Here is a 20,145-nt window from a genome sequence, read left to right as displayed (position 1 = left end):
AAAGCGGGCATCATCTTCTGCATCCTGCATCTGCAGCCGGTCGGTTGCCTTGCTGTACACCGCGCTTTTATTAGCGGTAACAATCATGGCCTGTTCCTTTCCGCCGGATTGTTCATTTGCCTCCACCTGCACACGGCCTGTAACTACTACTACCCTGGCGGCCCCCGCATCTTTTGCCTCTATATTAAAAGAGGTGGCCAGCACCGTAGTATTAATGAGCGGCGAATGTATCACAAACGGCTGTTTGTCATTATGCGCCACTTCAAAAAAGGCTTCTCCTTTCAGGCGCACCTCCCGGGTATCTTTATTAAACTGTTCCGGGTATTCCAGTGAGGAACCAGGTTCCAGCGATACCAGCGAACCGTCGGGCAGCTTTATTGTTTTACGCTCGTTGCCGGTGGCGGCTACCAGCGGTTTAACAGCCTGGCGCGTAACGGTATAATACCCGATGCCGGCTATTAACAGGATGGCTGCTGCTACTGCTGCCCGCAGCATGTATACCGTTGCCGTTCTCCTTTTAGGTTGTAAAAGGGCAGGCGCGGGTATATCCATATCCCGGTGAATGCGCTCCAGCAGACTTTCTGATGCTTTCCTGTCAAGGATATGTTTTACCGTTTCCAGGTCTGCATTGAATTCTTCTGCGGCTAATGCTTCAAGCTCCGAAAGATCGTTCTCATCCAAATACTGCAGCATCCATTCTTTCTCAGCAATCGTCCATTCATCTGTATGTAATAAATGCCTGAGATATTCCTTCCTATTGTGCACGCTGTCGGTTGTTTAATTTAAATACAATGAGGTGTAAAAAAAGGGTGGGTGTTTCCACAAGAAAATTTCATATATTATTTAGACTAATGTAAAACAGGGCGTTTTTACAGGCATCTACCAGTCGTGGTTAAGGAAAAGAAGGAATAACAGCACATACTTATGTTCTGCATTCTTTTGTATGTAATCATTTAATTTCACCATGGCGGCGGAAAGATGTTCCTTAACAGTATTACGCGAGATATTAAGCTCATGGGCTACTTCATCATAGGTTTTACCTTCCAGCTTGCACAGGGTTACAATACGGCGGCGCTGCGGCGACAGCTCTGCAATGGCCTGCTCCAGCAAATGGTACTGCACCTCCTGCATAACCTTGCGTTCCGGCCCCGCATCTTCGCCCGGGCCAAGCGATAGTAACTTCTGGTGAAAGGTTTGTTCGCGCAGCTTTTTACGGGTATAGTTTACAGACAGGTTAAAGCTAATCACAAACAGCCAGCCCGCTACAGACTGCGATGCCTTGATCTCCTGCCTTTTTTCCCACAGCTTTATAAAAACCTCCTGCAAAATGTCTTCTGCAACTACCGTCTCTTTCACGAGTTTCAGGATGTTGCGATAAACTACTTCGTGATACTTCCAGTACAGGGTATCAAATGCGGCTACTTCATTTTCGTGTAGCCGTTCTACTAATACTGCATCTAATGTGTTCATGTCGGCATTTGGTTGTAAAAGCAGTCCCGCTTCCCCCAAAGCATTAGTTTCCCTCTTTTTCACTATAAAATAGTGACAATTCTGCTCACTTTATAACAAAAATTTAAATTAAAATATTTGCAAATGTGCTTTGCATTGATAAGTATGTCCTTTTAATTTCGGGATAACACTAAAGTTGTGTATAGCCCCCATATGCCTTCAACCGGGTAATTGACCGTTTTACCCGTTCACCTGCCGTGAATGTCCCTTTTATATTTTGAACGGCTAAATGGCCGGTTTTATGATAAAACAGCCATTTTTTTGGGCAAACAAATTGATCGTATATGCAGTGCCGTTATTGCAATTAATAATGAATAATTAATACTGATAGGGCAGGATAATAAACAGCATGGTTCATTGGCCCCATGTTGTAAACATCATGCAGACAGTGAACATTAACTCCATGCTTTTTTAATGCGCTTTACTGGTACAACCTTACCTTGCCGATGAGCACTTTTCCTTCGGGTGTGGTAACATTTACGATATACACGCCATCTGTATATGCGCCAAACAGGCGGAAACGGTCGCTTTTCAGTATTTCCCGCTGCAGCTCACGGCCCTGGCTATCCTGTATGGTAAGCAGGCTGCCCTGCCAGGCTTCCCTACCATGCAGCAACAGGTCACCGGTTTCCGTATCAGCCGCCAGATCCAGCTTTACAGCCTGGGGCGGCACGTTCACAAAGCCAAGGCCACCGTCAAGAGGCTGGCGGCACTGGCAAGGTGTTACGGTAACGGTAATGGCGTCGCGGCCCCGTTCTGCTGTATATAGCTCAGAGGCGGCATAATACACTGTAGTTTCCTTTGGGCTTACTTTAAAAGCGCTGCCGGTATGGAGCAAATGACCTCCTTTGGGTGCATCGTACCAAAGGGTTTCCGGGAAAGGATGGCCGGATGTGGCGATAAGCACGGCATTGTCGCCGGCACAAATGCTGTACTGCTCATAGGGGATCTGCAGGTTTTGCTCATAGGTCCAGGGAGCATGCGCCAGCGGACGGTAGTTGTTGTTGCCCTGCGCGCTAACTGCAAAAGAGCCGGCAATGGTTAGCAGGAATGCGAGAAGCGTGCGCATACCGCTGCAATTAAATGAATTTTTCTTCATAATATTTGAATTTCCGGGGTGGCTAAAACAATGCTATTGGTATTAACAACGCAAATAGACTGTAACTAAAGATTGTTTTGGATGTTTATGTTCGTGGAATGGTTAAACCTACATGCATTATTTTAGCAGTAAAAAAAGTATAGCGAATTTAGGGAGTTTTGGAATACCAACCACCTACATAAACAGGTAGGTACATGAAAAAAGGTTGTCCATTTTAGCAGACAACCTTCTGTTTATCAGGTCAGCGTAGCTGTTGTTTATGGTTCTGACTCTACCAGCACAATCTTTACAATAATAGGCTTGTCCGGCGCTGCCCCCGCGCTGCTGCCGCTTACATCCTGTGCTTCAATAGTAAGGCTTCCGGTGGTGTATGTATAGGAGTAGCTGTAACCTCCGTAAACTTCAGGGATGGCCTCAAAAGTTTCCCCATCTGCAGATATATATACAGATACGCCAAAATCCTGGTTCACCTGGTCGGTGATTTCCGGCATGCTGAGGGTAACAGCGTAACTGGGAACATCCGTCAGCTGCCAGTCTGCTTTTTGTATAGTAGTTTGGATGGTTTGGTTAGGGGTTACATATTCATACTTCTTGGTGCAGCCAGTGATCCATACGCTCATCACTAACAGTGGTAAAAATAGCAATGCTTTCATACTGTGAATTTTAGTTGTATACAGGAAGATTTTTGTATGACAAGCAAAGACAATGCCATTAACAAATATTTTTATTACATTTATGATAGCAGCATGTGCTGTAACCGGTAAACCCTCATACTATGTTTACATATTCCTCATCAGACCATTCCTACTCCTCCCGCGCAGCGGCCAGCGAACCAACCGCCTTACCTGCCGTTCCCGGTGCACCTTTACAAAAAAATGCCGCCAATATGGACGAGCTGGTACAAGGTAAATTTGTAACCCAGCTGCAACCGGAGGAAGAAGAAAAGCTACCTGCACAAGGAAAGTTTGTGATACAGAAAGCGCCTTTAAAGGAAGAAGAAAAACCCCTGCAGGGAAAATTTACCGTACAACGGAAAGCCAATAATACCGGGATGCCGGATAATCTTAAATCCGGTATAGAAAACCTGTCGGGTATGGATATGTCTGATGTGAAAGTACATTACAACTCCAGCCAGCCGGCCCAGCTAAATGCGCTGGCCTATGCGCAGGGCAGCAACATCCACATAGGGCCGGGACAGGAAAAACACCTGCCGCACGAAGCCTGGCATGTGGTACAGCAACGGCAGGGCCGCGTGCAGGCCACCACACAACTGAAAGAAAGCGTACCGGTAAACGATGATCCGGGGCTGGAGCACGAAGCCGATGTAATGGGCGCCAAAGCCATGAACGCATAACGCAGCCTGCTATTCGGACCGCAGGCTCTTCACCGGGTTCATAAGCGCCGCTTTAATACTCTGGTGGCTTACCGTTAATAACGTAATAAATAATGTGCCTGCGCCGGCGGCTACAAATACCCACCAGGGAATAGTGGTACGGTACTCATAATGCTGCAGCCAGCTATGCATAAAATACCAGGATAACGGCACGGCCAGCAGCAAGGCAATCAATACCAGCCAGGCAAACTCGCGGCTGATCAAACGCCAGATGCTGAACACGGAAGCGCCCAATACCTTGCGCACGCCTATTTCCTTGGTACGCTGCTCTGCTACAAAAGCCACCAGCCCAAACAGCCCCAGGCAGCTGATAAAAACGGCCAGTACCGCAAACAGGGTGGCCAGGCTGCCTACCTGCTGCTCGCTCTCAAACTTTTTTGCAAATTCATCATCTACAAAACTGTATTCAAAAGGCACATCAGGCATGTAGGATTTAAATACTTCCTCTATCCGCTGTAATGCCGCACTGGTATTCATGTGAGGGTTCAGGCGGATGTTGAGGTAGTTGCCCTTGTGGTTATCCAGCATGTACACTGTTTTTCTTATGGCGCGGTAAGGCGACTCCATCAACATGTCTTTAATAACGCCTATTACCGTGTATGGGGTTGTTTTGTCAAACAGTGTTATTTTAATCACTTTGCCTACCGGATCTTTTAAACCCATGTATTTAACGGCTGCTTCATTGAGCACAATGGCGTTGGAGTCAGACGCCAGCTGCGGAGAAAAATCCCGGCCTGCCGCCAACTTCCAGCCTACTGTTTTGCCAAACCCCGCGGTCACATATGCTTTTGCAAACCATTCGTCGGAGTGGGGCCCTGTATTGTCCCAGTCCAGCCCATTGGCGCCAAAGCTTACGCCGGTTATGCGGTTCAGCGACTCTGCCGCTTCCGTTACCGCACCGGATTGTTTGAGCTGGTCATACACGGCTGCAAAATGTTCATGTATTTCAGGCGTAGGCGTTGATACCATTACCAGGCCGTTGGGGCTGTAGCCCACTGACCGGTTTTTGCCCAGCTGTATTTGCCGGAACACAACCATCACGCCAATGATAAGCGTAGCCGATACGGTAAACTGCACTATTACCAGTACTTTACGCGGTACTACCGCCAAACGCCCTGCACGGAAAGTGCCTTTTAACGCTTTTACCGGTTGAAAGGCAGACAGGTAAAAAGCCGGGTAGCTGCCCGCGATACAGGCTGTTAATATGCTAAAGCCAATACCGGCGGCCCAAAACAGCGGCTGTTCCCATGGAATGCTGATCTTTTTGCCGGCTACCTGGTTAAAGAACGGTAGCATCAGCTGTGTTACCAGCAGGGACCCTACGAACGCAAAAGCCACTACCAGCAGCGACTCGCTCATAAACTGGCCTACCAGCTGCTTGCGCATAGAGCCAATGGCTTTGCGGATGCCCACCTCCCGCGCACGTTTTTCCGAGCGGGCAGTAGACAGGTTCATGAAATTAATGCAGGCCAGCAGCAATACAAATACGCCAATGATACCAAACATCCATACATAACGGATGCTGCCGCCTGTGCTTATACCATTGTTATCAAATTCAGAATATAACCGCCACCGATCCATGGGAAAAAGAAACATCTGCGGATGCTGCCGGGCCTCTTCCCCGGTAACGCGGCGGAGCTTCAGGTCCTTTATTTTCGCAGATACCTGTTCCATGCCTGCATGGTCTGCTACCTGTACATACGTCTGAAACCCGTCCTGGTCCCAGTTATCTTTCTGGATCCACTCCCTGTTAGCCACATACAGCTTCCAGGATGCCAGGAACTGCATATCGCTGAAATCGGAGTTGGCAGGAATATCTTTATATACTGCCGCTACCTTTACTGCTACTTCATTGTTGATCTTCATCAGCTGCCCTATAGGATCACGGTCCCCGAAAAAGGCTGCTGCTACGGAGGCCGACAGCATAATGGAAGACGGGTCATTTAATGCGGCAGGGCTGCCTTTGATCACCCGGATGCCCAGCATGTCAATGGCGCCCGGCTCCATATAATAACCGCTTTTGTTGAGCGGCGTGCGGCCGCTGGTTAACACCTCATGCGATGTTAACGATGACATGATCACATGTTTGAAATCGCTGCCGTACAGGTTGCGCAGTTCAGGACCGGTAGGATAAGGCGTATTCCAGGAAACGCCTACGCCGCTGCTGGTGCGGCGGCTTTCCATTACCAGCGCTATATTTTTATGGTTGGGGTGATAGTGGTTGTAGGAAAGTTCGCTGTACATCCATAAGCCAATGAGCATGGCAACGGTTAATCCTGCAGAGAGGCCGCCGATGTTGATAACAGCGGCTGTTTTATTTTTAAGGAGATTTCTCCAGGCAATTTTAAAGTAGTTCCTGAACATACAGCTGGTTTAAAAGGTGGATGAACCTGCAGCTGCTCCAATAAAAATGCCGGGGAGCTAAATAACTGGTTATCAACAGGTGGTTGGCGTAAAAGTGTCCGCTTTTGTACAGGCGGTGGTCATTTGGGGACGCTCATTCAAACACTACCTTTCCCTTACCGTCTATATTCGTTCTTTTATCAAAAACAAAGTCAATATATTTTGCATCACCTTTTTGCGCCTGCACTGTTTGCCTTACGCGGCCATACTCCTTTCCTTCTTCGTTAAATACTTTTACAGTGATTTGACGATCTATGTCTTTATCAAAAATCAGGTAAGCTGTTAATACATTGTCTGTGGCGCTGTCGGCACTGGTGATTGTCATTTTTCCGGCGCTCAGCCCGGCCTCTTTCAGCCCGCCGGAAAAAACTACTTCGTTCCGGAATGTTTTTTCCACCCCTTTTGCAACGCCGTCTGCAAATTCAGCGCCTGCTTTTGCAACCACCTCTCCTGTTTTGTTTACGGTAGATTTAGCCTTTTGCTTCGCCCAGTTGCATGAGCATAATACTGTGGCTGTTAATAGAATGAGCAGCTGTTTCATGTTGGGTGCTAAATTGATTAAAAGGCGTTATTGTTATCTATATTTTATTACTTATTCCCTAGTTCATTCTTCGTTACTGCAAGCAAATAACCACTGGTGTCCTGCCTCTCACTTCTGTTACACCGAAACATACAACCCGTTCTGTAAATTTATTGTTCGCCTTTAATTTCAACGTGGTCATACAGTTGGCTACTCATAGGCATATTATCGCCAAATCTACACGGTCTTCCCTTCTTTTCCAAACTCCTTGCGAATACCGGCCAGCACATCCTGCTGCAGGATGGTGGTGCTGCCGCGCTTCAGCGCCATCAGGCAGCTGTAACGGCTGATGTTGATAATAGCGCCGCCGGCCATTTCGTGCCTGCGGGCTATTTCCTCCAGGTTCAGCCTGGGCTCCAGCTGCACATTGGCAGGGAAAGCCTGCTGCCACAGGCGCAAACGCTGCTCAGGCCCGGGCATGGAAAAATAGATCATGGATTGAAAACGGCGGCCAAAGGCTTCGTCAATATTGGCTTTGAGGTTCGTGGCCAGCACTATCATGCCGGGGAAGTCTTCAATGCGCTGCAGCAGGTAAGCTACTTCCTGGTTGGCATAGCGGTCGTTGGAAGAGGAGGTTTGCGTACGTTTGCCAAACAGCGCATCTGCTTCATCAAAGAACAATATCCAGTGCTGGTTGGCCGCGCGGTCAAATACCTGCGCCAGGTTTTTCTCCGTTTCGCCAATGTATTTAGACACGATCATGGACAGGTCTATCCGGTACACATCCATGTTGAATGTTTTGCCCAGCAGGCAGGCGGTCAGGGATTTACCGGTGCCTGGCGGCCCATAGAACAGGCTGCGGTAACCGGGTTTTATTTTGCGGTGCATCCCCCAGTCATTCATCAGGGTATCACCATGCTCAATCCAGGCGCGGATCTCCTCTACCTCTTCCATGGTATGATCTTCCAGCACCAGGTCGGTCCATTCCAGGCCGGTTTCTATTCGTTTAGCCGGGAAGGTGATACTGTAATCCGGCTTGTGCGCGGTGCCCAGGGTAAAGTAGCTCAGGTATTCGGGATATAAGCTAAGGGCGCCGGCCAGCAATGGCTCATCTGCATTGGCGGGTACCAGCTTTAGTATGGAGTGCCTGGCAAAAAAATGATCGGGGCCAAACAGCTCTATGAGCCGGAAACGCTGTTCCAGGTTGTTCCCGGCTACCAGGAAAGCGGCGGTTTCACCGGTGGGCAAAAACCCGCCATGGTGCTGACCTTTAATGCCGCCAAACTCCGTAAAGCCACGGTCGTACGTAGCATTTTTGGTAAAGAAAACATCCAGCAGCTGCGGGCAAATATGCGGCATCAGCGCCAGCAGCAGCACCAGGCGCTCCGTGGCGTTCATGTTGTAATGCTGCACCAGCTGCGTATATACGGCGCTGTTATCATGCAGCGGCGGTGGCGACGGCTCATCCGGCAGGTCAGCGGCACCGTCTTCTCCAAAATATTTTTTCATGCGCATGTCCACCACCTGCTGGAACCAGGCCATTTCCCGGTGCAGCACAGCTGCGTTTTCACGGATCATGTGTATACCCATTCTGTATATAAAACTTTATCCATCCACGGGGTTTTGATCATGCCAATACCCCAGGGAAGCGTTTGCATAATTACGTCATATCCGCGCTGCTCCACGCGCAGGAACCAGGCTTCTTCGGTTTGCCGCAGGCCACCTTCCCGCTGCAGGAAAGCGTCCTGGAAGCCTTCTACAGAGGAGTTCTTCATTTTCTCCCACTGCTGTATCACCACCTTTATCATCTGTTCCGACAGCTGCTTTTCTGTTGCTGTGAGCTTTATTTCCAGCGGCACCGGCGCTTCCAGCGGAAAATTACATAATACCTTATTCAATGCCAGGGCGTGTTCAGGATGCTCTTCCAGCCCGTTTACGGTAAACTGTAAAAAATGAATGGCGCGGTGCTGGGCTTCCTCCCCGGTAAAGCGCCCATCCTGCAGCCACCCTAAATGCTGGAAAGCAAAGGATAAAAAAGGATGCAGCAATACCAGGCCGGCATTGCTTACATAAATAGTGTCCATCTCCGGCGGCTTTATTTTTTCCATGTTGCGGGGCGCCGGCAGTTCCTCCGTTACGGCAGGCGTATTGGCGGCTACCATGGCAGGCGCCGGCGGGTCCTGCTTTTGACCTGCGAACAAAACCGATTTTTCATTTTCGTATAGCTGCTGCCGTACCTGCTGCATGTGCGCGTGTGTTTGCACATACTGCGTTGCCTGCTGCTGCAGGGCCGGCAGTATATTACGCAGGTGCGCATAGGCGGCTGCATTAACGGTGCCGCCGGCATCGGCCAGCCTGCCAATAAAATTATCTACGCCCGGCAAACCGCTACCGGTAATGAACAACAGGAAACGTTGTGCATAGTCGGCTGCGTGATGCACACTGAATACGCCTGCCAGCAACTGTATGTGAAATTGCCGGAAAAGCAGGCGTATCTTTTCCCTCTCAAAGCTGTCGGTGATAATGACATCAAACAGCTGCTGCAGCTCCCGTAAAGCAGCATGCGGCGGGTGGCCCCAGCCAATATGTATGTCCTGCATCATGTGCAGGAAGGTAGCATCATCCAATTGCTGTGCGGCCTGTTCGGCCAATATCTTATGCGCAAATATATTCCGGTAAAAGGCCATTCGCTCCTGCTGGTGGTGCTGCGCGTAAAAAAGCACTGCTTCCTTGAAACCGGCAATCGGCCGCGTGTGGCTGTGCGCCGCTGTTTCCTGTAACAGCAGCAGGCTGTCCTGCATGGCATAGGTTTCCAGGCTTTCCCGTACCTGTGCTTCGTATATACCTGCCGGTGGAGTGAACAGGTGGTACAGGGCAACCCGGGCCGCAAGCTGGCTGCTGCCGGCGCTGAACAATTGTGTTAACTGTTCCGGCCTTTCGCGGAACAACAAAATAACCGCCTGTTTCAGCAGCTCGTTGGCTGCAGGTACGGCTATAGCGGGAAGGTGGTCCGGCAGCCGCCTGTGTGCAAGAAAAAAGGTAAGCACGTCCACGGCCTGCTGCAACCAGTGCTGCTGTTCTGTAACACTGCCAATGGCAGCGTACTGGCGGAAACGGTGTAACAGGCGCGATACCGCAGCCGGCAAACCGGCTGCCGGCGCAGTACCGGCAGCAGTAGCAGCGCCCGGCCCGGGCAATACCTGCCATAATCCATCCTGTATTACCATAGTGTCTGCGGCCAGCGGCGCAATGGCTTCCTGCATCCAGGCAGCTATTAATTCCCGTACAGGCGTAGGCGTTGCTTCCATTACCTGCCATATGCGAAACAGCTGGTTAAGCATTGCCGGTACCGGCTTTACGGCTGCTGCTATACCAGCCAGCTGCTCCCGGTAGTTCGCATACAACCATTCCAGCATTTTAGCTACCAGCTCTCCGGCCAGCACCGGGGTAAAAGTGCCCGCGGTAACAGGCAGGTTGCCGGTGTGCAGGAAATATGCCCACCATTCCTGCACCAGCTGTGCTGTTTGTGTTTTTATAGCGGCATCCATGGGTGCAATGCCCTTGCGGATATTGTCCAGCAAAGGATGCATGCCTTGTATGCCACCGGCATTCCAGGCAGCAGCGGCAGCGTGGTAAGCGGCGCTCCACGCGGTTTGCAGCGCTTCTGTTAATTCCTGTATATGGGCAAGCAGTAACGCATGGTGCGGCGCACCTGGCGCAGCCTGCAACATACTTTTCATTATAAACACCAGGCTGCCGGGCAACAGGCTCATAGCATCCGGCACACTTTGCGCCTGCAACACCCGTGCTATGAATGCAGGCAGCGTTACCTCCCCGTAGCCGGCGCCGGCCCAGGCCAGCCATAAGCTTTTAAGCAAAGGCTGCTGCAGCTGCATACCGGTAGCGGGCGGCGTTATTTGCACGCCTATGGTTTGCAATAATGCATGCACACTTTCATATAACGATAATGCAGCCCCGGGTAAGCCGGCTGCCTGCATTATGCGCAACAATACTTCCGGGCTGGTTTCCTGCAGGCTTCTTTCCAGGGCATATGGCACGGTACCCGCGTATTTGAGCACAGCTGCCGCCTGCGCAGGTGATTGCTGCAACAGCTGCTGCCAAAGGCTGTTAATGGAAAAATGGGCATAGGTGCTACCCCACCAGGGAATGCTGCCATATAAAAGGCGGTATAACAGCACATCGCGCAGCTGCTGCTGCTCGGGGGGCACAGCGTTGCCGGTAACCACATGCTGCGGGGTTACACTGCCGGCTGCCTGTAAGGGAATGCCGGCGGTTAACTGCTGCAATATATTTTCATTTGCAAATGCAGCGTGCTGCTGCCCGGCTTGAACAAGATGCGTCCATCTTTTAAATGCGGCTTCCTGCGGCAGCACAGCACTTAGCATTTCCTGCAAAAGCGCCTCCCCTGCTTTGGCCAGGGCGGTTACCTGCATGTACAGCGCAGGCAGCGATGCATACGGCGCCCACCAGGGAAAAGAGCCATACAGCAGGTAGTAGCGCAGCAGTGCTACCTGCCCGCCGGGAGCAGCAGCCATGGCCGTTGCCGCCGGATCTGCGTTGGGCAATGTTGCATGTGCGGCCCCTTCCGGCAATTGTATGCCGGTATGCTCCTGGTACAGGCTTTTTATAAAGCCACCCAGGGAGCCGGCGGCTATGTCCTGACGGTAAAATTCCAGCGCATTGTAAAACAGCTGCAGCAGCTGGGTATAGGCAACATTAAAATGCTGCGCCATTTGCGTAAGGTGGCTGTGCACAAACTGCCGGCGGTTAAAGGTGGCGCGGCTTTCTGTAAGCAGGTAATTGAGCACAAACCACCATACGGCCCTTTCCAGCGTAGTGCTTTCTGTTTGCAGTATGAGCTGCTTTTGCTGCAGCAGCACCACCTCCCGGCTATAGGCAAAAATAAAAACCGCCTCCGCGGGCTCCAGCACCTCTACCACTTTTTGAACGGCGTTCACCGGGAACTGGTAGGCCAAACGTTGACGTACATACGCCGCCCGGCCGATGTCCCTTATAAGGACCGCCAGGCTTTGCGGCGCGGCGGCCACCAGCTGCAGCAGGGCCTGTGCCGGCTGCTCGCGCTCCGCTGCGGTGGTCCACCAGGGCATGGTGCCGCTTAACAGGTAATGGCGCAGCAGCTCCTGCAGGCGCTGCGCACCTGTTTTAAGCTGCACCTGGCCCGTAAGGGTATATTGCTCGCCTGATACGCCATAACGCAAAATATCCGACAGCGCTTTTTCCAGGGCCGCGTTTATCCGTTCGGGCAACTCGGCATCTATATCCTTATACAGGATAGTGCCTATATCCAGCTGCAGGGTGTCCAGCACAGCCACCATTTGTTCCGGCACTATGCGTTGCAGCAGCGCATCCATGCTGCTGCTGATCTGCTGGCGGAACAGGTGGCTGATGCGCTCCTGCAGCGCCAGCGCCCTGGGCCTGCTGCTGCTTTGCACCTCAAAGGTGTACTGCCGGATAATATGGTGCACTTCACTCATCTGTCAAAAAAATGTGCCGGCGCCAGGGTTTCTATCAGCGCTGCGGTAACGGGCTGCAGGTCGCGCTTTTCGCGCAATGCCTGCAGCCATTCCAGGTAAGCGGTTTCAAAGTTCCGCATGTCGCCTACGCCTAACCATTTATGCTGTATGATAAACTGCACGGGCGTGTATTGCCGGAACAGCTCTTCTGCAAACGACCTGAACTCCGGCAGCTGAAAGCGCGCCGGCCACGAAGGGAATATAACGGTAAGGCCAAAACGGAAAAAGTCTTCCCGCAGCAAACGGCCATAGCCGTGTTTCACATAATATACAAAGTACCCCTGCTGCTGCGCGGCTTCTTCCTGCAGCTGCTGAATCGCGGCGGTTCTTTCGTCAAAAGTGTACCAGTAAGGATGCTCCTTTAACAGGTTGCCGTTGCGGTCATACAGGCGGTAGCCAAAGCTGCGCTCTGTATGCCGGGGTTTCAGGAGCAGGTGCTCTACCAGGTAAAACCCTTCTGACCCTATGCTGATCCGGCGCAGGTGCGCGATCATATCCTGCAGGGCATGCAGCGCTGCAGCGCGCGTGGCCGCGCGGATCACCACCCGCCACACTTCATGCTGCCGGTGCCGGTAAACAACCAGGTGCTCCCGGCGCTCCTCATCATATACAATACGGTAATTGTCTGTGCTTAGTCCCTGCTTCAGGAACGATACCGGCTGACTGCCATAATCATACACCACCGGCTGCTGCGCCGGATCGGCGGCTTCCGGCAGGTCCTGCACCGATACCTTGATCACCTCATCCTTTAACCTGTATTCTTTGGTTAACCACAGGTGCAGGTGATCGTGCTGTTTGTTAACCTGCACTTTCAGGTGGTCTTCGTCAAACACCGCTGTCAGGCGTTTACGTTGTACGCCCTGTATGTACAGCAGCTGCCGCATCCATTTTTCATAGCCTGCGTATTCACCGGGGTCAAAAAGATCTGCTGTATAGTTAAAAGCACGCAGGCGGTTAGCCGTGAGCTGCACTGCATCGCGGAGAATGGCGGCTTTCCATTCCAGCTCCCTGCTTATGCGCACTTTTTCCCCGCTGCCGTAAAGCTGCTCATATAGTGTAACGGGGTATTTCATGAGCGACAGGTTAAAGCGGGCCAGCAGATGATCCAGCACACGTTCCTTACGCTCCTGGTAAGTACTGTCTTTTTCCTGCTGCAACGATTTCATATACCCGTTACCGGTATCTTCCATAAACTGCTCCCACGTTAATGCGCCGCCCTGTTCTGTAAAGGCGTGCAGCAGGCTGCCCGCGTGCGGCACATTATACAGCGGCTGCGCCGCGTATGTGTAAGGCTCAACATTCCCGGCCAGTGGTGAAAAAAAACTGCCCATGCTACCCAGCTGCGCCAGGTAGTTGGCCAGCAGCTGCTCAAAGAACAACAGGTAAGCCTTTAGCTGCCTGGCCTGCGCCTTGCGCTTTGCAGACGCGTGCTTACCCAGGCCATGCGAGCCTATGCCGTATATATCCGGAAAGTGGTGCTGCAACGAATAATACCAGCCCAGGTTGCGGTAGGCGGCTTTTAAAGGCGGATCGGTTTCTCCTGTTTTTTGCCCCACAAACCTGCGCCGGGCAATGATCTTCATTTTCTGGTAGGTGTTCCAGAAGGCAACTTCTTTTAAGCGATACTCGTATTTATCGCTGAATATCTTTATTTCATTGTTATCGCTGGAAGCCTGCAGCAAAGGATAATAATTTTCCTTCAGCGTCAGGGGGCGGGCGGTGTAATTCCCATCATCGCCCGCTATATACAGGCTTTTTACCTTGGTAACCCCCGCTACGGCAGATACGGCCTTTACCAGCGCAGCCGGGTCTACTATGCCGGAACGGGGCTGCAGGTCGCTGTCAATGATGAAGCCATTTTTCAACAGCGGACCGCTGTAAATAGCTTCAACGGTATATCCTTTTTCCAGCAGCTCCGCTTCTGTAAAAAAGCGTACCGGTGGATGCAGCACGGTTTCCAGCGCATTCAGGATATGCGCCATCAGCTCCTGCAGGTCGTAGCGGCTATCAACCATAATCTCGGCCTTGAGGGATATTTCCTGCGGTTGCAGCACGGTAAAATCTGCAACGTCTTCACCTATATTACGGTAGGCCATCATACAACGTTGTACCGCTTCCGTTACCTGCTGCAGGGTAGCGGGCGTTGTATCGGTGCTCATCAGCTCGTCCTGCACCTGCATCAACACCCTGTACATTCCTTTGGTAGCGCCGCCCGGCGTTGGCGGGGCAGCCGGCTCTATCCAAACATTTTCCAATTCATCCACCTCATCCAGCAACAGCTTGCGGTAATCTTTTACTGTTACCGGGGCGGTGCTGAGAATAGCCGCCTTTGCATAAAATGCATGCTGTTGCGCATCAATATTTCCATGTTTGTCGGCCAGTATTTCGTCTATAGGAAAATCCGTACGGTAGGCCAGGTCGGTAATGGCATAGCACAGCTGCTCCAGGATGGTAACACCCGGGTCGTGCAGGTTGTAATCTGTCCATATCTTACCGGACAGTGCCTGCACATGGGCAATAGCTTCGTGGCGCAGCTGATCATAATCAAATGCCGGTTCCCGGGGCTTATCGCGGGAAATAACTATCGACGTCATAATTGCTTATATAAGGGTGATCGCTTAATAATAATATTCGTCCGGCATGAACAGCTCATCTGCCCAAAGGCGCGTAATACGGTAAAAGATCTCCACTCCCGGGCCATAGTTGCTGCCGGTGCGCATCTGCAGGGCATAATTATGTGTACGGCCTTTCCAGCGCAGGCGTATCTTGTTCCAGCAAAAGCCATAGTAGGCGCAGTCCTGGCGTATTTTGTTACGGGAGCTGCCAAAGGTGCTCATGGCATAAGCATGCATCATGGCATGGCGGCCCGCATGTTTAAGGCCGGTACGCGCCACCACCTCAAATACCTGGCAGTTGTCCAGTTCCTGTAAAACAGGATGCCATTTACCATCTGCCGGTATTCTGCCTGCTTTATAAGTGCCTATGCGCCCTTCCATACCGGTAAACCCGTTAACATCCATTTTAAAAACAGGGTCGCACTTTTTGCCAATGCCCATCTTTCCATCCATGTGAAAGAAAAAACTTTTATCGTCCTGTTCTGTTTTACCATCGCTTCCTGCATTGGGCTGCAGGCGCAAACCCGGATGCTCCTGCTCGTCTTTTTCCATAAAAAAGAAGGGTTCCAGGTCGTCTGTAGCACGGTAAAAAGATACCAGCCGTTTGGAGCTGCCCAGCGCGGAAATCAGCAGGCCGTTCTCCTCATCTTTAGAAAAACCGTCTTCCTGCTTGTTGATCGTAGAGTCTATCAGGTAGCCAAAATGGTTTTCTGTAGGCATTCTCCCGTTCCTGAAGTATTGTTTGAGCTCCTCACGCCCATACACTTTTTTATGTTGTTTAGCGTCCATTGTGGATCAATTTATTTTGGGTGAATACTGATCGTTAACATTTCTTCTTCAAAGACAGCGCCCGGCTGCCGGTCCGGTGCGCCTTCAGACGACTGATCGCCCACCAGCAGCTCGCGGCTTACCTGCAGGCTGTCAATGCCCAGCGGCTGTGGGTCTTCATACAGGGGCGATTCTATTATTGTAATAAGATGATCGTCAGAAGGTATCAGCACGCCTTCCGGTACAGAGGCGCGGATAAAAGGCACTTCTACTTCGGCGGTATCGGTGATACGCGCTGTCACCTGCCCGGTGCGCGCGTCTTTTTCAAAATAAAAATGCACCAGTGAAAAAGCTGTTACGTAGTTCACATAAGGCAGGCGGTTAATGAAGTTCAGCATTTCAGAGCGGTACAACACACTTCCTATCTTAAAGTTGTTCACCGTATCAAGCAGCCAGGGGCAGAGATAATGCTTAATGTCTTCCTGCAGCTTTTGCAGGTACAGGTTATCGTTATGGCTGCTGTCATCCGGTGTAAAGCGCACTTTACACACCACTTTTATGCGCTCATATACCGGGTTCCTGATCTCTGCTTTTACAAAGGGCGGCAGCTTTCCCTGCACATAAGCCTGTATGCGGTACAGCGTTGCCAGGTCTACCCGGGGCTCCAGCGTGTTAAACTGCCCGCTGCTGCTGCGGGGCGGGGCCGGCACAACCACAATGCTTATATCCGGCTGCTCCGGCTGCTGCTGCCCCAGCCCTGTTTCAACAGGTAAACTTTTAACGATCAGCAGCTCGGGAAATTGCTGCAGCAGCACCTGCGCAATATCAAGCCCCAGCACCGGCCGCTGCTTATGCCGCAGGCGCTCGCTTACACGGGTGTAATACTGCGGCGCTGTTTCCAGCCGGCGGCCGCCGAAAGATGCAAAGGGCTGCCATACCTGCTGCACGGTTTTAATATCCGTCTTAAATTTTTTGATGGCGAAAGGATCAATGGATAAGGTTTCATTCAGGCTTTGCCCTTCGCCTGCAAACAGCCGCTCTGCTACTGCTGCATTGGGAAAAATGCCTATTACCCTGGGATTGGCGCCTGTAACCTTGTCTGCAGATATTCTGAGCCAGTAAAGCGACGGATCCATCATGGTATTGCCGTTGCTGATATTGTCGGGTATACGTATTCTGATAATGCCGCTTTTCACCAGGTTGCCGGTATCGTCAGACAGCAGCTGCGTTCTTTCAAACGGCAGCCAGCGGTTATTATTCAGATGGCTCCATTTTAGCGGCGCAATATCTACCGCTGTATCGCCATAATGTTTTTCTTCCAGCTGAAAAAGCAGCGACAGCTCCTCTCCCGGGTACAGCCGGTCAAGACCAATGAACAGGTTACCCATATCTTCCGCCACCGGCACCAGCGTAAAGGTATTGTTATTCACTACCGGGTAAGTTTTGCGGTAACCGTACGGCATTACGTGGTACACTTCCAGGCCATCGCCCTGCTGCTCGCTCTGCACAGATTTCAGCGCTTCCATATGTTCCAGCGTATAGTTCACCGCCAGCGATTTTATAATAGGCACATACGGGAGGTTGGGCACCGGCTTTTTCTTTTTGGGCAGCAGGCTCTTTTGCGCGTTGCTCATAATTGTTTCGGGGAACACCTGCGAAAACAGGCGGTGGCCAAAGGCTTCGGAGGGCGCCAGTAATTCCAGGCGAATGGCGCCGTCGCGGTAAAGCGGTACATCCGGCTGCATTTCATCATTCAGCAGCATATCATTGGAAAACAGCAGCTTGGTAAAGTCTATGCCCCGTAACGCAGTAGCGTCTGATAAATAAAGCGTGCCTTCCCGGTCGCGGGTGGTCTGAAATAAGTTGAGCACCTGCTGGCTGCTGCGTTCCGGCAGGTACAGGCCGTTATTAAGGCTGCTCACGCCTATCTTAAATGCTTCGTTATGCAAATCGGCGTCATAACCCAGGTAATAGGCATCAAAACCGGTTTCGTGGCGCGGCAGGTTCAGCCACTCCAGGTTAATGCCAAAACTGCGGGTGAACCGGTTAAACACATTGCTGTTCCGTATGTCCAGGTAAGAGCCTACATAAGGCTGCGGTCCGAATAAAAGGAAAGAATGCTCAGGGCTAAGCGGCCCTATATTGTTCTGAAGCCGGAAAGATTTATGACCGGTAACCTTCACCTGCACGCACACACGTTCCAACAGCAGCGACCGCAGGAAACTGTAGGGATGGTGGAAGCTGGCATTGTTCAGCAGCACCTTCAGCAACGGCGCCTTTGACTGCAGCCCGCTGCCATGCGCCTTTTCATTGTATATGGTCCAGGCCTTGTCTGTGGGGTCCAGCACAAAAAAAAGCTCCAGGCTGTTGTCTGTAGCGGCAGTCATATTGCTTTTTACGCTGAAGCGCTGCACGGCTTCCCATCCGTCGGGTGAAGTGTAATACAGCTGAAATGCGCCGCTAAGCAGCTGCGTGGTTACCACTGCTTCGCTACGGGCAGACACCTGCGCAAAGTTCTTTATGTACGCAATGAGTCCGCTAAAGGTGGCAGGATCAAAATAAAGCTTCACGCATACCTGCCGGGTGCCTTCGTGCAGGAACATTACCGGGGAGCCAATGATAAAACCAATGTCGGTATCTTCCATGCTGCGGTGAGAGGCCGGCAGGTCGTGCTGGTCTTCGCCTAGCAGCAGCCAGGGTTTTATTACCGTGCTTTCCTTCTCATAATCGGCCGCGGGTATTACCGGGTGTATAGACAGGTAGGGCTGCGCTTCGCGTATGTCCTGCTGCTGCAGCGTGGGGGCCGATATTTGCAGGTAGTTGCTCACGTACAGGCTGTACAGCGCCATGATCTTAATGTTGTGCACTTTTATGGCGTCCTGCAGCACATAAGGCAGCGGCTCTTTGCGTGCCGGCGTAGCCGCCAGCAACACCTGGCCTTTGTCTACCGTAAACGTGCGGGCTACCGGTACCGGCTCTACGAAAATATGTACGCGGTCGGGTACCGCAGGTAATGTTTGTATGCCCAGCACCTGGCGGAAATAAAAATCAAGGTGCCGCCCCGGCAGCTTGTTCAGCTGGTACTGCAGGTGTTTGTACAGCTCTGTAAAAGCAAGCAGCAGCCCTATGTGCGGGGCATGCTGCATCACATCGGGCTGCGTTCGTAAATAATAAGCGGCGGAGCCCGACACCTGGTAGAACTTTGTGCGCAGGCCATCATACAGCTCATGCAGGGAATAGTAGCCTTCAAACACTTCTGTGCCTTCGCCGGGGTTTTCAAATGCATAGGTATACAGGCGGCGCAGGGTATGCGTCATTTCCAGCGGGCGAACCCGGTTTTCATACAGGGCCACCTGCCGGGGAAACAGGTGAATAACCTGGTACTCGAAACGGTGCAGGCGCGTCATGTCCTGTTCCAGCGCTTCCATTACCTGCTCTATATAACGCCATACAGTGTATGTTTTATCGGCCTGCCGCAGCTTTTGCAGCGTGTCCATTAACGTAATACCGATGTTATACAGCAGCAGGAACAGCTCGCGGGTATGTTCAAACAGCACGTCATCATTCTCTGTATTATTCAACGCTTCGCGGATGCGCATGAAAGCGGCTTCATAGGGCGTAAAATCCAGCGTGCCGGCAATAATGAGCATTACCAGCAGGTCGCTATGAAAAAACTCTTCCCAGGTACCGTCTACCTGGTTTTGAAAATTATAGTAGTTAAACTGGGTAGAAAGATTGGCAAGCTGCTGGAGCAGCTCATGCGGCGACCGGTCATCCACTTTTACATACGCCGGTACCAGGGCCTCCAACTGCCTTTCCAACTGGCTGATACCGTCCTGTATATGTTCAAAAAAATTGCTCATCCGTCGCTGATATTGGTACCTTCCAGGTAGTAGAAGGGATATACCATATTGTGTCTTGTATTAGTGGCTATAATGCTGTAAGTGATCTGCATGTACAGGGCGCCGCTCTCCTGGCTTCTGTCGGCCACCACCGCATCCAGGAACTTGATGCGCGGCTCATATTTGAGCAACGCGTGGTAAATGATGTGGTTCAGCTCACTGATCATGCGGGAGTCGGCTATTTCAAATACCAGCTTCTTGATATTACAGCCAAAGTCAGGCTGCATCAGGCGCTCCCCCGGTATAGTGCTGAGGATGATGCGGATGCTTTCTTCAATATCCATTACATCCGATACCATTTGCACGCCGGCATCCAGCTTATCGAAAGAAGGCGGAAAGCTCCAGCCTGTGCCTAAAAAAGATTGCATTTCCTTTGCCATG

13 protein-coding genes are annotated in these 20,145 nt (G+C 51.5%); 1 reads left to right on the top strand and 12 read right to left on the bottom strand.

The window, feature by feature from the left end; translation table 11 throughout:
* From VFS25_RS18595 to VFS25_RS18580, 4 genes are all read right to left on the bottom strand, one after another.
* The coding region (locus tag VFS25_RS18595) for a FecR family protein (RefSeq protein WP_326463674.1) at positions 1-765 on the bottom strand (765 nt) is incomplete at its 3' end.
* A gap of 114 nt (positions 766-879) precedes the next feature.
* The gene (locus VFS25_RS18590; RefSeq protein WP_326463673.1) at positions 880-1,470 is read right to left on the bottom strand and encodes an RNA polymerase sigma-70 factor; all 591 of its coding nucleotides are present in this window, start codon (positions 1,468-1,470) and stop codon (positions 880-882) included.
* A 460-nt stretch (positions 1,471-1,930) separates the two neighbouring features.
* Positions 1,931-2,578: a hypothetical protein gene (locus tag VFS25_RS18585; protein WP_326463672.1), complete on the bottom strand. Its 648-nt coding sequence runs from the start codon at positions 2,576-2,578 to the stop codon at positions 1,931-1,933.
* A gap of 287 nt (positions 2,579-2,865) precedes the next feature.
* On the bottom strand, positions 2,866-3,261 hold the full coding sequence (locus VFS25_RS18580) for a hypothetical protein (RefSeq protein WP_326463671.1): 396 nt from the start codon (positions 3,259-3,261) through the stop codon (positions 2,866-2,868).
* A 122-nt stretch (positions 3,262-3,383) separates the two neighbouring features.
* Between VFS25_RS18580 and VFS25_RS18575 the strand changes: the two genes are divergently transcribed.
* The gene (locus VFS25_RS18575; RefSeq protein ID WP_326463670.1) at positions 3,384-3,962 is read left to right on the top strand and encodes a DUF4157 domain-containing protein; all 579 of its coding nucleotides are present in this window, start codon (positions 3,384-3,386) and stop codon (positions 3,960-3,962) included.
* A 9-nt stretch (positions 3,963-3,971) separates the two neighbouring features.
* On the opposite strand, the gene VFS25_RS18570 is transcribed toward VFS25_RS18575, so the two are convergent.
* From VFS25_RS18570 to VFS25_RS18535, 8 genes are all read right to left on the bottom strand, one after another.
* Positions 3,972-6,365, bottom strand: a complete 2,394-nt coding sequence (locus VFS25_RS18570; RefSeq protein ID WP_326463669.1) for an ABC transporter permease — start codon at positions 6,363-6,365, stop codon at positions 3,972-3,974.
* Between the two features lie 133 nt (positions 6,366-6,498).
* The gene (locus VFS25_RS18565) at positions 6,499-6,945 is read right to left on the bottom strand and encodes a hypothetical protein (protein ID WP_326463668.1); all 447 of its coding nucleotides are present in this window, start codon (positions 6,943-6,945) and stop codon (positions 6,499-6,501) included.
* Between the two features lie 216 nt (positions 6,946-7,161).
* On the bottom strand, positions 7,162-8,502 hold the full coding sequence (locus tag VFS25_RS18560) for an ATP-binding protein (protein ID WP_326463667.1): 1,341 nt from the start codon (positions 8,500-8,502) through the stop codon (positions 7,162-7,164).
* Entirely contained in the window at positions 8,499-12,440 is a 3,942-nt protein-coding gene (locus VFS25_RS18555) for a contractile injection system tape measure protein (RefSeq protein WP_326463666.1), read from the bottom strand. Before VFS25_RS18555 ends, VFS25_RS18560 begins: the two co-directional genes overlap by 4 nt.
* Positions 12,437-15,073 (bottom strand): hypothetical protein, encoded by a 2,637-nt coding sequence (locus VFS25_RS18550; protein WP_326463665.1) that lies wholly within the window; start codon positions 15,071-15,073, stop codon positions 12,437-12,439. Before VFS25_RS18550 ends, VFS25_RS18555 begins: the two co-directional genes overlap by 4 nt.
* 24 nt (positions 15,074-15,097) lie before the next feature.
* Entirely contained in the window at positions 15,098-15,883 is a 786-nt protein-coding gene (locus VFS25_RS18545; RefSeq protein WP_326463664.1) for a hypothetical protein, read from the bottom strand.
* Between the two features lie 11 nt (positions 15,884-15,894).
* A complete protein-coding gene (locus tag VFS25_RS18540) occupies positions 15,895-19,725 on the bottom strand; it encodes a hypothetical protein (RefSeq protein WP_326463663.1) in 3,831 nt (1,276 codons plus the stop codon).
* Positions 19,722-20,144 carry a GPW/gp25 family protein gene (locus tag VFS25_RS18535; protein WP_326463662.1) on the bottom strand — a complete coding sequence of 141 codons (423 nt, stop codon included), beginning with the start codon at positions 20,142-20,144 and terminating at the stop codon, positions 19,722-19,724. Before VFS25_RS18535 ends, VFS25_RS18540 begins: the two co-directional genes overlap by 4 nt.
* Between the last annotated feature and the right edge of the window lies 1 nt (position 20,145).

Origin of the sequence: Chitinophaga sp., from assembly GCF_035761305.1 — a bacterium.
Classification (GTDB): domain Bacteria; phylum Bacteroidota; class Bacteroidia; order Chitinophagales; family Chitinophagaceae; genus Chitinophaga.
The sequence above is the reverse complement of the archived record's forward strand: the minus strand, read 5'-3'. Positions and strand labels throughout refer to the sequence as shown.

Bases quoted from the DNA above. Each gene is read 5' to 3' on its own strand.
- VFS25_RS18560 (WP_326463667.1), bottom strand. From the start codon at position 8,502: ATGATCCGTGAAAACGCAGCTGTGCTGCACCGGGAAATGGCCTGGTTC.
- VFS25_RS18535 (WP_326463662.1), bottom strand. From the start codon at position 20,144: ATGGCAAAGGAAATGCAATCTTTTTTAGGCACAGGCTGGAGCTTTCCG.
- VFS25_RS18585 (WP_326463672.1), bottom strand. From the start codon at position 2,578: ATGCGCACGCTTCTCGCATTCCTGCTAACCATTGCCGGCTCTTTTGCA.
- VFS25_RS18550 (WP_326463665.1), bottom strand. From the start codon at position 15,073: ATGACGTCGATAGTTATTTCCCGCGATAAGCCCCGGGAACCGGCATTT.
- VFS25_RS18540 (WP_326463663.1), bottom strand. From the start codon at position 19,725: ATGAGCAATTTTTTTGAACATATACAGGACGGTATCAGCCAGTTGGAA.
- VFS25_RS18575 (WP_326463670.1), top strand. From the start codon at position 3,384: ATGTTTACATATTCCTCATCAGACCATTCCTACTCCTCCCGCGCAGCG.
- VFS25_RS18555 (WP_326463666.1), bottom strand. From the start codon at position 12,440: ATGAGTGAAGTGCACCATATTATCCGGCAGTACACCTTTGAGGTGCAA.
- VFS25_RS18545 (WP_326463664.1), bottom strand. From the start codon at position 15,883: ATGGACGCTAAACAACATAAAAAAGTGTATGGGCGTGAGGAGCTCAAA.
- VFS25_RS18565 (WP_326463668.1), bottom strand. From the start codon at position 6,945: ATGAAACAGCTGCTCATTCTATTAACAGCCACAGTATTATGCTCATGC.
- VFS25_RS18570 (WP_326463669.1), bottom strand. From the start codon at position 6,365: ATGTTCAGGAACTACTTTAAAATTGCCTGGAGAAATCTCCTTAAAAAT.
- VFS25_RS18580 (WP_326463671.1), bottom strand. From the start codon at position 3,261: ATGAAAGCATTGCTATTTTTACCACTGTTAGTGATGAGCGTATGGATC.
- VFS25_RS18590 (WP_326463673.1), bottom strand. From the start codon at position 1,470: ATGAACACATTAGATGCAGTATTAGTAGAACGGCTACACGAAAATGAA.